Here is a 15469-nt window from a genome sequence, read left to right as displayed (position 1 = left end):
TTAAGTGAAAGCATAACGCTAAAATGAACTTACATCACTTATATGGTTTAAAAAAAACAAATGATGTAAGTAAATATTAAGTTAAAGCATAACGTTAAAATGAACTTACATCACTTATATGGTTAAAAAAACAAATGATGTAAGTAAATATTAAGTGAAAGCATAACGCTAAAATGAACTTACATTACTTATATGGTTAAAAAAACAAATGAAGTAAGTAAATATTAAGTGAAAGCACAACGTTAAAATGAACTTACATCACTTATATGGTTTAAAAAAACAAATGATGTAAGTATATTAAGTTAAAGCATAACGTTAAAATGAACTTACATCACTCATATGGTTTAAAAAAAGTAAGCCCTCTAAAAGTACCAAAAAGTTTACTAAATATCAAACGATAAACTTTTTTTTAAGCCCCTGATTTCGGGTTTTAATAGGTAAATTTGTGGGACTTCATAATTAAATTACCACTCATGGAAGAAATGCTTTTTTATGACCGAATGCAATTCGCTTTCACAATTACCTTTCACTATCTTTTTCCGCAACTTACAATGGGTCTTTCGCTGATCATTGTTTATTTCAAATGGAAATATTTAAAAACCCAAAACGAACAATACAATCACGCCACCCATTTTTGGATGAGAATCTTCGCCTTAAATTTTGCAATGGGTGTGGTTACCGGAATCCCGATGGAGTTTCAATTTGGAACCAACTGGGCTAAATTCTCCGAATTAACAGGGGGAATTATCGGTCAGACTCTGGCTATGGAAGGAATGTTTTCCTTTTTCTTAGAATCCTCTTTTTTAGGTTTGTTTTTATTCGGAGAAAAACTCCTTGGGCATAAGTGGCATTTTGTCACCGGATTACTGATTTGCATTGGTTCGTGGGCAAGCGGATTTTTAATTATAGCCACCCATTCGTGGATGCAGAACCCAGTTGGATATGAAATTCTCGAAAACGGAAAGTTTGTATTGAATAACTTTCAGGCCTTGTTCTTAAACCCTTGGTTATGGCCTTCTTATTTGCACAATCAGGCCGCTTCATTGGTTACCAGTTCGTTTGTCGTAGCCGGAATAGGCGCATTTTATATCTTAAGTAAAAAGAATGTTGTTTTTGGAAAATTGTTTCTTAAAACAGGCGTTATTTTCGGATTGATTTCAAGTATGATTGTTGCCGTTCCTACGGGAGATTTACTGGCGAAAAACGTGGTAAAATACCAACCGGTAACCTTCGCTGCTATGGAAGGAATTTTTCATACCGAAAAAGAAGGTTCTGAAATTGTTTTAATTGGTCAGCCCGATGTTAAAGACAAAAAACTGGACAATAAAATCGCAGTTCCCAATATTCTGAGTTTCCTGACTTATGGAAGTTGGCACGAAGAAATAAAAGGTTTAGATCAGTTTGAAGAAGAGGTACATCCAACCAATATTTCAGGGTTGTATTATGCCTATCATATTATGGTTGGACTCGGAACCTTATTTATTGGTTTAATGGTTTGTGCCCTTTTTCAGCTTATTCGAGGGAAATTATTTGAGACCAAATGGATTTTATGGTCCTTGCTTTTTATGATGCCATTTCCGTATATCGCAAACACAACAGGCTGGTATACCGCCGAGTTAGGAAGACAGCCGTGGTTGGTTTATAATTTATTGCGAACTGCCGAAGGTGCCTCGCCAACGGTTTCTTCCGGAAATACGTTGTTTACGTTATTAGGTTTTATCGGACTATACCTTTTACTCGGAATGTTGTTTTTATTATTGATTGGGAAAATTATCAACAAAGGGCCTCACAATGAAGCTTTAACTGAAAATAAATAAGTATGGAATTTTTTTGGTACGTCGTTTTAATGGGAATTCTGGCCGTTTATATTGTTTTGGACGGTTACGATTTTGGAGCAGGAATTATTCATTTGTTTTTTGCTAAAACAGAAAAAGATAAAAAAGCAATTACAAGCGCCATCGGTCCGTTTTGGGATGCGAATGAAGTTTGGATTATTGCAGCCGGAGGGGTTTTGTTTTTTGCGTTCCCGACCTTATACGCTTCTTCTTTTAGCGGGTTTTACCTGCCTTTAATCATGATTTTGTGGTTGTTAATTTTCCGTGCGATTGGTTTAGAAATGCGTGGACAAGTACACCATCCGATGTGGGAGACCATTTGGGATAAAGCGTTTGGCATTGCCAGTTTACTTTTGGCTTTGTTTTTCGGAATCGCTTTAGGGAATATCGTTCGCGGTGTTAATTTAGGAATGGTAACCAATGGCGTTTCTACTCAGGAAGCCCATTATTTCTTTTTGCCTTTGTGGAATCCTACTTTTAGTCCACAAGCCAATGAGCTGGGAATTATAGATTGGTTTACCTTGTTTCTCGGAATTGTAAGTGTGGTGGCTTTAACGATTCATGGTGCCAATTGGATTATTTACAAAACGAATTCATCCTTAAATACACAACTCAAAAATGTAGTTTTTAAACTGAATATCGTCTTGCTGATTTTGGTTTTCATTTCATTGCAAATTTGGCATTTTATTGAGCCAAAACCGTTTCATAATTTTATAGAAAACCCGATTCTCTGGTTTTTTCCTCTAATGACTTTTGTTGGAATTATAGGTTTGTTTAAAGTACGTTCGTATAAAAAAGACGGACACGGTTTTATATTTTCAACCTTGTTTTTGGTAGGTGGATTCGCTTCGACAGCCGTTTCGATTTTTCCAAATGTTTTGCCTTCAACCAATAAAGTCAATCCATCATTGACGATTTATAATACCGCTGCTGGAGAATATGGTTTGTCTGTTGGAATGAGCTGGTTTTTTGTTGCTTTATTTTTGGTGATTATTTATTTTATTATTCAGTACCGTGTTTTTAGCGGGAAGATGGATGATATTGGGTATGGGGAGCATTAGAATTTATAAAATAAGAATTTCATTTTACCTGAGATTGCGTTAGGGATAGGAGCGGTATCCTTTTGCTTTTTTCTTTAAAAAGCAAAAGATACAAGTGGATAGCCCGGCCGGAGGAAACGCCCAAAATATACAAATCCGTTTATTTTGAGAAATAAACGGATTTTTTAGTTTCATCTTTGTCAAGTTTAAAACTGCGACAAAGACTACTCTATATGCGAAACTAGATTAAAAATGTTTAAATAAATCAGCTTTATCTGCCAAATCTGCGTGAAACAATAAAGTTAAAACAAAACCTCCTTAGTAATAATATATACCCCCATTACCAAAACAAACCACCCAAAAAGGGGTTTGAGTTTGGCTCCATCAATTTTTTTAGAAAGCTGACTGCCGATTACCATTCCGATAAGTGCCATAGCAGATACGCTTAACAGAAATGTGTAGTTGATTGGAGTCCCAATGTATAAATCACCTCCAAAACCGATGCAAGAATTAATTGTGATGATTAATAAAGAAGTCCCAACGGCTTGTTTCATAGGTAAATTGGCGAAGAAAAGCAAGGCAGGAATAATTAAAAATCCCCCGCCGGCTCCTAGAAATCCGGTTACAATTCCGACTAGAAAACCAATTAGACTTAGTTGTGGATAGTTGGTTTCAGCGCCTTTTATTTCGGGTTTGTTTTTTTTGATCATCGAGATGGCCGCTGTAATCATCAATGCCGAAAAGATAATCATAATCAGAAAATCTTTTGAAACAGTATACGAAGCCACCGAAAATAAGGTTTGGGCAATTTGAGGAAAAATAACTTCCCGAATTATCAAGATCGAAATCACAGACGGAATCGCAAAATACAAAGCGGACTTCAGTTTTAGATTCCCCATTTTATAATGGCTATAGCTTCCAAATAAAGCGGTTAACCCAACGATGAATAAGGAATACGAAGTAGCCTGTTCCGGATTTACCCGAAACAAATACACCAAAATCGGAATAGTAAGAATAGATCCGCCGCCGCCAATTAAGCCAAGTGAGATTCCTATGATAATCGAAGCAAAATAACCGAAATATTCCATTGATTGTATTTTTATGCAAAGGTGCTTTGTTTGGGGGGAATCTACAGTAACATTTATCACATAAGCGTTTTTTTTGCCACAGATTAAAATGATTAGAATGATTTTTTGTTAACACGAATTACACGAATTGACACAAATTTTTTAACCGCAAAAGGGAAGAAAGAAAACAATCCGTGAAAATCAATTTAATCTGTGGCAAGTATTTTTTTATTAACACGAATTACACGAATTGACACAAATTTTTTAGCCGCAAAAGGGAAGAAAAAAAATAATCCGTGAAAATCAATTTAATCTGTGGCAGATATTTTTTTGTTAACACGAATTACACGAATTGGCACAAATTTTTGAGCCGCAAAAGCAAGAAAAAACAATCCGTGAAAATTAGTGTAATCCGTGTTAAACAATTCTATTTCAAAAGCTCAATCTGATTCCGGTTTAATTTAACCAAACCACGCTGCTCCATTTTTTTGAGTAATCTTGAAACCACTTCCCTTGAGGTATTTAACTCTGTCGCAATTTCCTGATGTGATAATTTAACTTCAGTGCAGCCACAGGCATCAGAATGTCTTTTTAGATAAAATTCCAAACGCTCATCCATCGAACGGAAAGCAATATTATCTACCACTTCAAGGACCTCTTCAAAACGGCTTCTGTAAGTGTCTATGACAAATTCGTACCAGGATCGGTGTTCCATCATCCATTTGTCCATCATTTGCAGGGGGATCATCATGACGGAAACATCTTCTACCACTTTGGCCATAATCTGGCTTTTTTCGCTTTTGGCAGTACAAATCATCGAGATGGCACAGGCTTGACCGGGCTGTAGATAGTACATTAAAAATTCACCACCATCTTCACCCTCGCGGTAAATTTTGATTTTTCCTTTGGTAATCAAAACCGTATTTTTAATGTATTGTCCTGTTCGCATTAAGATTGTTCCGGCTTCGAAATCCTGCGCACTTGCATTCTCTTCAATAGTAGCGATAAGTTCATCGGAGAAATTGGGGAAGATATTTTTTAATGGATTTTGCATGTCTTATTTTTTAAACACCGGGGATATCGTTTTTATTATCCTGATGAAAGTCATTTCATTTTGTATAAAAAGATAGCGTCAAGTGTAGTGCTATAGGAACTGTTTTTGGTTCTTTTTTTATTATTTCAAACAGATGTTTTGATGTGTTTGAATTTTATTTTTATTGTCAAAAAGAACTTAAAAACGATATTTTTTTACAAAGATAGCAGATTGAAATGGGATTAGTTGTCAGAAAATTGTTTTTAAGAGCTGTTTTATGCAAATGAAAAAATCCTATTTTCTATCGATTTTATAGACTGAATTTTTAAAAATAGTGAGTATTTTTGTAAAATACTGATTATAATCCTTTCTCTAAAACGTTTTCTGAGAATAATAATCGAAATCGCATTTGGCACGTTTTTAATTAATAGAAACGTCGTAATTTTACAAAAAACACATTTATTATGAATTTATCACAAGAAGATTGGGTTGCTCAACTAGCTGCTGACGAGAATGCAGTTATACTTGACGTAAGAACTGAAGACGAATTTAATGACGGCTATATCGAGAATGCTGTAAATATTGACATTAATAAAGGACAAGGTTTTATTTACGAAATCGAAGAATTAGATAAAAATAAAAGCTACTATGTGTATTGCCGTTCCGGAGCCAGAAGTGCCAAAGCATGTCAGATCATGAATGAATTAGGGATAGAAAAAGCCTATAATTTACTTGGTGGTATCCTGGATTGGGAAGGTGATACTGTACAATAATAAAGAAAAAGAGGCCGAATAGCCTCTTTTTTCTTTTAGAATGCTATTAATAACCAAATTACAAATAACCAAGATTATGAGTTTAATACCCGAAGAATTTCAGATTAAAAACCTTATCAATCAAGATACGTATCTTGTAAATGGTGAATTAAAACATTGGACTGGGCAAACCACACCTGTTTTTTCCACAATCTCCTCTACAGAAAAATACACACCGACTTTATTAGGATCTATTCCTTTTATGGGAGAAAAAGAGGCGCACGAAGTAGTAGATGCCGCAACTGTCGCATATGATATGGGGCAGGGTTTGTGGCCTACGATGAAAGTAGCCGATCGTATTAAATGTATGGAAAATTTCGTGACCCAAATGAAGGCTACACGAGAAGAAGTAGTGAAATTTTTAATGTGGGAAATCGGAAAATCCTTAGGAGACTCCCAAAAAGAATTTGACCGAACCGTAGAATATATTTACGATACCATTGATAGTTATAAAGAACTAAACGGAAGAAGCTCCCATTTTTCTAAAGTGCAAGGCGTAAATGCCATGATTCGTCGTGGTCCGCTGGGAGTTGTTCTGTGTCTTGGACCTTATAATTATCCGTTAAACGAAACTTTCTCTTTGTTAATCCCCGCTTTGATCATGGGGAATGCCGTAATTTTCAAACCGGCTAAACATGGTGTTTTGTGTATTTCGCCATTGTTGGAAGCTTTTAGAAGCAGTTTTCCAAAGGGCGTGATCAATATTGTTTACGGAAGAGGGCGTGAAGTAGCTTCACCGATAATGAAATCCGGTAAAGTAGATGTTCTGGCACTAATCGGAAACAGTAAATCGGCTATTGCATTACAAGATCAACATCCAAATAAAAACAGATTGCGTTTGATTTTAGGTCTGGAAGCCAAAAACCCTGCGATTATCTTGCCGGATGCCGATTTAGATTTGGCTATCCAGGAATGTATAGTGGGAAGTTTGTCTTTTAATGGTCAGCGTTGTACGGCCTTGAAGGTATTGTATGTACATGAATCGATCAGTGAAGAATTTAACAGACGTTTTTCTGAAAAAGTGGATGCTTTACTATTTGGAAATCCGTGGGAAAAAGGAGTTTCATTGACCCCGCTTCCCGAAACGGATAAACCATCCTATATTCAGGGATTAATCGACGATGCAAAAAGTAAAGGGGCTGCCATATTGAATGAAAAGGGAGGGAAACATGCCGACAATTATATTTTTCCGGCCGTTTTATTTCCGGTAAACAAACAAATGCGTGTGTATCATGAAGAACAATTTGGACCTGTGGTTCCGATAATTTCTTTTAAAGACATCAGAGAACCATTAAAAGATATGGCCGAATCCAATTATGGACAACAGGTGAGTTTATTCGGAAAGGATATTAAAACTTTGGCACCGCTTATTGATGCTTTGGTCAATTTAGTGTGCAGAGTAAACTTAAACAGTTCTTGTCAAAGAGGGCCGGATGCCTTTCCTTTTACAGGACGCAAAGATTCTGCCGTGGGTACTTTAAGTATTCCGGATGCCTTGCGTTCTTTCTCCATTCGTACATTTGTAGCTTCAAAAGATATTGATTATAACAATAAAATTTTGCAGGAATTGCTAAACAGCAAAGAATCGAATTTTATCAATACCGATTATATTTTGTAGCTCAAAGGTTATATATTAATTTTAGATTGCCGTCTTTTTCTTTTTTGAAAAGGGCGGTTTTTTTTATAATTCAATAATTAAAATATTATAAGAATTAACTTAATTAAAATACAAAAAGTATAACTTTACGCTTCAATGTAACATTTACATAAAATCTTCCACTAATGTGATAGGACAATTAATCAATCAATAAAAATCAAAACCACTTATGAGAAAAAATTCGCTTCAATTATTGCTTTTAGGATTTCTGTTTCTGTCGCAATATGGCTTTTCGCAAAAGCTTTATATGCCCAGAAATATTAAAGAAGCTTATGAAAACGGTACTCGTTCTATGGATGGGAAACCGGGAAAAAAATACTGGCAAAATCATGGAAAGTATACGATAGAACTGACTGTTAACGCTGATACTAAGGTAGTCAGCGGTACCGAAACCATCATTTACGAAAACAATAGTAACGATACATTAAGAAATTTACCAATCCGATTTGTGAATAATCTTCATAAGCCATCTTCACCACGAGGCGGAGACGTAAGTGAAGATTTTTTAAGTGCGGGATTAACCATTACTTCTCTTAAAATCGAAGGAGAAGTGTATAATGAGAATGCAAGAAATTGGGGAACCGTTGGAAATGTAAAAATGAAAAAAGCGATGCTTCCTCATAGCAAAATAACAATCAATATCGATTGGAATTACCCTTTGTCTAAAGAAAGCGGAAGAGAAGGACAAATAGACAATACGACATTCTTTGTTGCTTACAGCTATCCGAGAGTCACGGTTTTTGATGATTATAATAGATGGGACAGATTGCCTCATACCGATCGTCAGGAATTTTACAATGATTTTAATGATTATACCTATTCTGTAAAAGCGCCGAAGAATTATGTAGTGTATGGAACAGGAGATTTACTAAATCCGGATGAGGTTTTACAACCTGAATTTTCGTCTCGTCTGAAAAAATCATATGTGACAGATGAGGTTCTTCATATTGCCAACGAACAAGAGATGAAAAGTGGTATCGTAACCAAACAAAATGACTGGAATACCTGGAAATTTGAAGCCAAAAATATCTCTGATGTTTGTTTCGGTTTGAGCGACCATTATTTATGGGATGCGAGTAGTGTAGTTGTAGACAAAAAAACAAACCGTCGTGCCAGTGTTCAGGCGGCCTATGATATAAAAGGTACCGATTTTGTCGTATCAGTAAAAAACAATCAATATGCATTAGATTGGTTTTCAAACAACTGGCCGGGAATTCCGTATCCTTTTTCTAAAATGACCGCTTTTCAGGGATTTGCAGACATGGAATATCCAATGATGTGTAATGATTCACAAATGAATGATCCTGTGTTTGCTCAATTGGTTCAGGACCATGAAGTCGCTCATACGTATTTCCCTTTTTACATGGGAATCAATGAAACACGTTATGCTTTTATGGACGAGGGTTGGGCTACTACTTTTGAATATTTAATCGGAATTGCAGAACATGGTAAAGAAGCTGCGGATAAATTTTATAAAGATTTCAGAGTAAAACAGTACATAAGCGATCCGTCAACAGAAGAAGATCAGCCGATTATCTCTATGTCATCACAACTTTCAGGTGCCGGATATGGTAATAATTCATATGGGAAGGCTTCACTTTCTTATATTGCGCTAAAAGATTTGCTTGGAGATGCGTTATTCAAAAAATCATTACACGCTTATATGGACAATTGGAACGGAAAGCATCCGATTCCATGGGATTATTTTAACTCAATGAATAGCGCCTCAGGGAAGAACCTGAACTGGTTTTTTAACAATTGGTTTTTTACCAATAACCATATTGATCTTGCTGTGAAAAGTGTTAATGCAGAAACTATTTTGGTAGAAAATGTAGGAGGTTTTGCGATTCCATTTGATGTGAATATTGTTTATACAGACGATACAAAAGAAACCGTACATCAAACACCGGCGATTTGGGAGAAGAACCAAAAATCAGCTACGATTGCTTTAAAAAACAAAAAACAAATCAAACAGGTAATGATTGACGGAGGTATTTTTATGGATGCCACACCGAACAATAATGCTTGGAAAAGCTAATAAAACAGAATCTTAATTTTGGGTTTGCCCCCGGGAAGTTAAAAACTTTCCGGGGGCATTTTTTTTATGCAGAAGAATGATGAAATACTATTTGTTGTTTGTACTGTTTTGATATGTAGTGACTTATGTCTATGTTTTAATATTTAATTCACATAAAGTTGTATTTAATCTTGATGAAAAATTAATTCCTTACGAAAATATTCATAATAAAGCATCAAAAAGGAGTAGGTGTTAATTAAAATATAATACTTAACTTACAGTAAATATTGTCAGTAAAATAAAAAGTATTAAAAAACTTATACTGTTATTTAAAAGTCTTTTTTGGATTAGCTAAAGTCGAGACAGTAAATACTTTTGAACTTGTAATAGAAGCAAAGTACTTCCTGTTAATTTGTGTTTCTGTGCGATTTACAAACGAAATTAATTTTACCATAATGAATATGAAAACTTATCTTGTCCTAATCGTTTTATTGGTATCATCTAGTATTTTTTCTCAGAACGCTTCAAAAGCATCCTTTCAAAAAAACAAATACGACTTGGCTATTTCATATTATAAAAAAGCCGAATTAAGTAAAGCATTAGATGAGTTTTCTATAGCCTGCAAAATATACCCGGAAAATGAGGTTGGGAAAGAAGCGATGAAAAAGATAACAGTCTTAAAAAGTATGTTAAGGAAAGATTTATTAGCTAGAATAATTGGTACTTGGCGTTTTGATGGAAATAAACCAACCTGGGCAGTTAAAACAGAAGAAGATGAAAACAGAACGGTCACGGAATTACTTGAAATAAATGAAAAAAGTATTTTGTTTAATGAACTTGATAAAAAGACAAAACTTAAAAAATATGTGAAATCCGAAGATTTAGTTTTTTATGAAAATGAAGCGGACGATTCTTTATTTTCGGCAATTATCCTGTCAGATGGTACTATTTGGATATGTTCTATAAATGAAGAGGAAACTACGTTGAAGCTTATTAATATTGCCCGGAAAGATAATAACGCAGTAGAAAAAATTAGTCTCAATAATTTAGAGCGGTATTATACTAAAGTTATATAACTATAAAAACTATACTTTATCGTACATACTTTTGTGATTTTTTTCTAAATTTAGAGCAAATGTATAAAAGTATGATAACCACGGATTTTGCAACAGTTAAAATTAAAAAAACACTATTTTTTGGTGTTTTGATACTGATAACAAGTTTTGGATTTGCTCAGAAAAACAATAAAATTGAGATTGGAACTGTCGACAGCGTTTTTTCGAAGGTTTTAAACGAAAACAGAAAAGTACTCATTCATCTTCCAAAAAGTACCCGGTTGACTGGTTTTTCCAAGCAAAAATATCCCGTATTGTATTTGTTGGACGGTGATGTTCATTTTAGTTCTGTGGTTGGAATGATGGAACAATTAAGCGAAATGAACGGCAATACACTCTGCCCCGAAATGATTATAGTGGGAATTCCAAATACCAATAGAGGAAGGGACCTCACACCAACACATTCGGATATTGATCCGCCATTTGTCACCAAAGATTTAAGTGAACAATCGGGTGGAGGAGAAAAATTTGCAGCCTTTCTGGAAAAAGAATTAATTCCGTTTATCGACTCAAAATACCCTACCGCACCTTACAGAACTTTAATAGGCCATTCTTTTGGAGGATTGACCGTAATGAATATTTTGACCAATCATACCGCTTTATTCAATTCCTATATTGCAATAGATCCTAGTATGTGGTGGGATCGTCAGAACTTTTTAAAAGAAACCGAAGCAAAATTAAGAACCAAAGATTTAGTAAATACCTCTTTATTCCTAGGGGTTGCCAATACTATGGACGAGAATATGAATCTTGTGAAAGTTAGAAATGACACCAACGTAATGACAAAACATATCAGGTCTATTCTGGACTTAAACGATTTTTTAGGCGATAAGAAAACCCATTTAAATTACCAATATAAATATTATAAAGACGACAGTCACGGTTCCGTTCCGCTAATTGCAACTTATGACGGGCTTCGGTTTATTTTTGCCTTCAACCAATTGAAACTTACGATTGGCGAACAAATGAATTTCAATAAAGCTGTTTTCTCTAAAATTGAAAAACATTACGAACTTGTTTCGAAACATTTGGGTTATAAAGTAACGTTGCCCGAAGCTATGGTCAATAGCTATGGCTACCAATCACTTGTAAGCAAAAACAATGAACTGGCGGGCTATTTATTTAAAATGAATGTGACGAACTATCCCGAGAGCCCCAATACCTATGACTCTCTTGCCGATTTTTATGAAGCGAACGGAGATAAAAAAAATGCAGTGGCCAACTATCAGAAAGTACTAACTCTGGATAAAGATTTTCCGGAGACAAAAGATAAATTAGAGCGGCTTCTAAAGTAATTTAGATTTTAAAATTGTAATAAAAATTCAATATGTCCGGAGAAAAAGATTTACAGAAGCTATTAAAAAGCATGAAACCCGAACTTAATGAAGGTGAATTTGTTTTTTGTAAAATTGAAACATTAGACACTCTAAATTTGAATGATATTGAAATGTTATTCAGGGAAAAAGAAGCCATTACATTAATTCTGAAAAAAGAAAAAGCAGATGAATTAAAGTTGGAGTATTCCGTTATTATGTCCTGGATCACACTTTCTGTCCATTCGTCATTGGAGGCGATAGGGTTAACGGCCGCATTTTCTAATGCCCTTTCTCAAAAAGGCATTAGTTGCAATGTCGTTGCGGCATTTTATCACGACCATATCTTTGTCAACAAAAAAGAAGCAGAAAAAGCGATGGAGGTTCTTAGTATGTTTTCAAACGGATTATAGAAATTTATACCCTAATGAAATATTTGAAATTCCTGTTTTTAATTCTCTGTTAGAAGCATCCAGATCTGTCAGACCGGCCAGATACCTGTAGTCCAGTGTAAATTTCCATAAATCAACTCCAACGCCACCAAGAACACTACCGTTATTGCGTTCAAAAGGAATGTAGTTTAAATTGTTGCTGGCATCTATACTGGAGTAGTTTTTCCAATTGTAACCGACAAAAAGTCTAATATTTCCCAGTTTTCCTAAAGGGACAACTTTGAATCCGGCAATCAAGGTAGCATCGGTTCCGGCTACTTCATATTGCGTTTCGCCAATTCCGGTTTGAGAAACACTAAATTTTGATTGGGTATATCCAAATTCGGCCTGACCATAAAAAAGTAATAAATTTACTCTCGCAAATCCTGCCACACCAATCCCGGTTCCGGAACTTTTTGAACTAAAATCGTCTGTAACGGCAGAAGTTATATTAGTAGAAAATTGAGGTCCAAATTGTATTAATTGTGCAAAACCATTTACACTTATACATAATAACAATGCTAAAATGAAGTTTTTCATAATTGAAGCTATTCGATTTATATTTGATAAAATTAAATATTATTAACCAGAATTGAATGATAAATTTAAATTATTTTGGGGCTATACCTGAGTGGGATAGTGCTACAAAGTGGTTTGTCATTTTGGAATGGATATTATAAAATGCGCTACATTTGAAAGCATGGAATAAAACAAGTATACTATGGAAATTAGAGAAATAAAAGCGTCACAAACCTGGAAGATTCGTCATGATGTAATGTGGCCAAACGAGCCTTTTGAATTTGTACAACTGGCAGAGGATGATTTAGGTTTGCATTTTGGAGTCTTTACGGAAGAAAAGTTAGTTTCGATTGTTTCCTGTTTTATTTCCGATGATGAAATGCAGTTTCGAAAATTAGCCACACTCGAAGAATATCAAGGAAAAGGAATCGCTTCTGAGTTGTTAAATTATATCCTGAAACTGGCCAAAGAAAAAGGACTTACAAAGGTGTGGTGCAACGCCCGAAGTCATAAAAAAGCATTCTACGAAAAATTTGGAATGAGAGATACTCTTAAAAGTTTTAGTAAAGCAGGTCAGGAGTTTGTAATAATGGAAGTTGTTTTTTAGGCTCAGAGGTACAAAGGGACAAAGGGACAAAACTAGAAAAAAAACTTTGCGACTTCGCGTCTTTGCGAGCAATAATTTCAAAATATAAAACTCCATTATACTTTTTTGCATTGACTTACAGGATTTATTTTTAAGAGAAATAACCCTTTTAGAACTAAATAAACGATGAATCTACAGGTCAGAAATAAATATGCAACAAGTTGATTATTAGTTTTGTTTAGATTCTTTTCTTCAATTTATTGCGATTTTTATTTGTGAAAAAAATAAATAATGAAATGAAAACGTTTTCGTTTGTCAACACTTGTTAAGACTTTCTTATTTTATTTTTTTTATTCCAATCTTTTATTACATTCGCACTCAAATGAGAAAGTTAGTAGTATTTTTAGTATTCATGAATTTCCTTCTGCTGGGCGGAGGGCAATATCTTAATGCTGAAACACATCTAAATTCTCACCACAATCTTGAGAAAAGACACCGCGTAAAATTCACCAATCAGGATCAGGGCAGCTCAATAATTGAAGATGCAGATGTTGATCTTGACGAAGAATGTGTCGGGAATGATACGCTTAAGAATGGACTTACAAATAAATTTTTTGCAACCAATCATAGCTTAATAGCTGATTTGTATTTGACATTTCCTCGTCAAATTGTTGTAAATTCTTATAGTCGTTTTGAAATTTTAGGCCCATCTTGTGGCCAGCCAAATCCTATTTATATTACTCAGAGAGTTTTAAGAATTTGATTCGACTTATACATCGGTTGCCATAGTGTGATCCTGCATAAGTGCGAATTGTATTTTTAAGATACTTTTTCATTCTACCGTTTCACGTTATATTCTGGCGACTGATTTTATTTTCAGACCTGGGGAATTCCTGTTCCCAGCATTCAATCGCTTAATTTCCATTTATTATACTCATGAAAAGAATTGTCGTGTTAACAGGCTTAGTTGCCTTGTTGTGCCTTACAAGTTGTACATCAAAAAAAGAAGAAAAAGAAGAAGTTGAAAAGTTTACAGTTACAAATCCTGTAAAAATTGATACTTCATTTACTAAACAGTATGTTTCGCAGATTAAATCGGTTCGAAACATCGAAATACGTGCTCAAGAAAAAGGTTTCCTGCAAAACATCTACGTAGACGAAGGTCAGTTTGTAAAAGCAGGCCAAATTTTATTCAGAATCATGCCTAAAATGTATGAAGCTGAATTACTTAAAGCGCAAGCTGAACAAAAAGCTGCCGAAATAGAATTACAGAATACCAAAACATTAGCAGATAAAAACATCGTTTCCAGAAACGAACAAGCTGTTGCCATGTCTAAACTTCAGGCAGCAAAAGCAGAAGTGGCCCTTGCAAAACTTCATTTGTCTTTTACCGAAATCAGAGCTCCGTTTGACGGAACCATTGACAGAATTCCATTAAAATTAGGAAGCCTTATTGACGAAGGTGAATTATTAACAAGCCTTTCTGACAACAGTCAGATGTTTGCTTATTTTAATGTTTCAGAACCGGAATATCTTCAATATCAAACGAATATTAAAGATCGTGCCGACGCTAAAGTTGGTTTGGTTTTGGCTAATGGGGAAACGTTTAAATACAAAGGGAACGTTGAACTGATCGAAAGTGAGTTTAATAACGAAACAGGAAATATTGCCTTTAGAGCGAGATTCCCTAATACCGGAAAATTGCTTAGAAACGGGGAGACAGGACAAGTTCAAATGCTTGTGCCTCTTAAAAATGCGATTGTGATTCCACAAAAAGCAACCTATGAAATTCAGGATAAAAAATATGTTTTTGTTGTAGATAAAAGCAATAAAGTAAGTTCAAAAGAAATCACCATTACAGGTGAAATCCCTGATTTGTATGTGGTAAGCAGCGGACTTGCTGAAAATGATAAAATTTTACTGGAAGGTGTTCAGAAAGTAAAAGAGAATGATAAAATTCAATATGAATTCCAAGCTCCCGCGAAAGTCATGAATCATTTACGCGTTAAAGCAGAATAGGTCTGATTGGTTTAATCATTAAAAA

14 protein-coding genes are annotated in these 15469 nt (G+C 34.8%); 11 read left to right on the top strand and 3 right to left on the bottom strand.

The window, feature by feature from the left end; genetic code table 11:
- The first annotated feature begins 473 nt into the window (after nucleotides 1-473).
- Together LNP23_RS21940 and cydB are read left to right on the top strand one after the other, a co-directional pair.
- Nucleotides 474-1817 (top strand): cytochrome ubiquinol oxidase subunit I, encoded by a 1344-nt coding sequence (locus LNP23_RS21940; protein WP_230002892.1) that lies wholly within the window; start codon nucleotides 474-476, stop codon nucleotides 1815-1817.
- Nucleotides 1818-1819: 2 nt separating this feature from the next.
- On the top strand, nucleotides 1820-2896 hold the full coding sequence (cydB, locus tag LNP23_RS21935; RefSeq protein ID WP_047778650.1) for a cytochrome d ubiquinol oxidase subunit II: 1077 nt from the start codon (nucleotides 1820-1822) through the stop codon (nucleotides 2894-2896).
- A 281-nt stretch (nucleotides 2897-3177) separates the two neighbouring features.
- Here the strand turns inward: cydB and LNP23_RS21930 are convergent, their stop codons facing one another.
- Together LNP23_RS21930 and LNP23_RS21925 are read right to left on the bottom strand one after the other, a co-directional pair.
- Entirely contained in the window at nucleotides 3178-3963 is a 786-nt protein-coding gene (locus tag LNP23_RS21930; protein ID WP_230002891.1) for a sulfite exporter TauE/SafE family protein, read from the bottom strand.
- A gap of 406 nt (nucleotides 3964-4369) precedes the next feature.
- Complete coding sequence (locus LNP23_RS21925) at nucleotides 4370-4996, bottom strand: Crp/Fnr family transcriptional regulator (protein WP_047778652.1); 627 nt, start codon at nucleotides 4994-4996, stop codon at nucleotides 4370-4372.
- Between the two features lie 443 nt (nucleotides 4997-5439).
- Between LNP23_RS21925 and LNP23_RS21920 the strand changes: the two genes are divergently transcribed.
- The 6 genes from LNP23_RS21920 (at nucleotide 5440) to LNP23_RS21895 (ending at nucleotide 12302) form a co-directional block, all read left to right on the top strand.
- Nucleotides 5440-5748, top strand: coding sequence for a rhodanese-like domain-containing protein (locus LNP23_RS21920; RefSeq protein ID WP_047778653.1), 309 nt, complete (start codon nucleotides 5440-5442; stop codon nucleotides 5746-5748).
- Nucleotides 5749-5824: 76 nt separating this feature from the next.
- On the top strand, nucleotides 5825-7405 hold the full coding sequence (locus LNP23_RS21915; protein WP_230002890.1) for an NADP-dependent glyceraldehyde-3-phosphate dehydrogenase: 1581 nt from the start codon (nucleotides 5825-5827) through the stop codon (nucleotides 7403-7405).
- A gap of 208 nt (nucleotides 7406-7613) precedes the next feature.
- Nucleotides 7614-9482 carry a M1 family metallopeptidase gene (locus LNP23_RS21910; protein ID WP_230002889.1) on the top strand — a complete coding sequence of 623 codons (1869 nt, stop codon included), beginning with the start codon at nucleotides 7614-7616 and terminating at the stop codon, nucleotides 9480-9482.
- 440 nt (nucleotides 9483-9922) lie between these two features.
- The gene (locus tag LNP23_RS21905) at nucleotides 9923-10537 is read left to right on the top strand and encodes a hypothetical protein (RefSeq protein ID WP_230002888.1); all 615 of its coding nucleotides are present in this window, start codon (nucleotides 9923-9925) and stop codon (nucleotides 10535-10537) included.
- Between the two features lie 59 nt (nucleotides 10538-10596).
- The gene (locus LNP23_RS21900; RefSeq protein WP_230002887.1) at nucleotides 10597-11871 is read left to right on the top strand and encodes an alpha/beta hydrolase-fold protein; all 1275 of its coding nucleotides are present in this window, start codon (nucleotides 10597-10599) and stop codon (nucleotides 11869-11871) included.
- A 32-nt stretch (nucleotides 11872-11903) separates the two neighbouring features.
- Nucleotides 11904-12302, top strand: coding sequence for an ACT domain-containing protein (locus tag LNP23_RS21895; protein WP_047778655.1), 399 nt, complete (start codon nucleotides 11904-11906; stop codon nucleotides 12300-12302).
- Here LNP23_RS21895 and LNP23_RS21890 read toward each other — a convergent pair.
- Nucleotides 12297-12860, bottom strand: coding sequence for a porin family protein (locus LNP23_RS21890; protein WP_230002886.1), 564 nt, complete (start codon nucleotides 12858-12860; stop codon nucleotides 12297-12299). The two genes, LNP23_RS21895 and LNP23_RS21890, sit on opposite strands and share 6 nt — an antisense overlap.
- A 181-nt stretch (nucleotides 12861-13041) precedes the next feature.
- On the opposite strand from LNP23_RS21890, the gene LNP23_RS21885 reads away from it, so the two are divergent.
- The 3 genes from LNP23_RS21885 to LNP23_RS21875 all read left to right on the top strand — a co-directional run bounded on the left by LNP23_RS21885 (nucleotide 13042) and on the right by LNP23_RS21875 (nucleotide 15444).
- Nucleotides 13042-13446: a GNAT family N-acetyltransferase gene (locus LNP23_RS21885; RefSeq protein ID WP_230002885.1), complete on the top strand. Its 405-nt coding sequence runs from the start codon at nucleotides 13042-13044 to the stop codon at nucleotides 13444-13446.
- 361 nt (nucleotides 13447-13807) lie between these two features.
- Entirely contained in the window at nucleotides 13808-14188 is a 381-nt protein-coding gene (locus tag LNP23_RS21880; RefSeq protein WP_230002884.1) for a hypothetical protein, read from the top strand.
- Between the two features lie 173 nt (nucleotides 14189-14361).
- Nucleotides 14362-15444, top strand: coding sequence for an efflux RND transporter periplasmic adaptor subunit (locus LNP23_RS21875; protein WP_230002883.1), 1083 nt, complete (start codon nucleotides 14362-14364; stop codon nucleotides 15442-15444).
- Nucleotides 15445-15469 lie beyond the last annotated feature (25 nt).

The organism is Flavobacterium cupriresistens (assembly GCF_020911925.1).
In the GTDB taxonomy this organism is placed as follows: domain Bacteria; phylum Bacteroidota; class Bacteroidia; order Flavobacteriales; family Flavobacteriaceae; genus Flavobacterium; species Flavobacterium cupriresistens.
The sequence above is the reverse complement of the archived record's forward strand: the minus strand, read 5'-3'. Positions and strand labels throughout refer to the sequence as shown.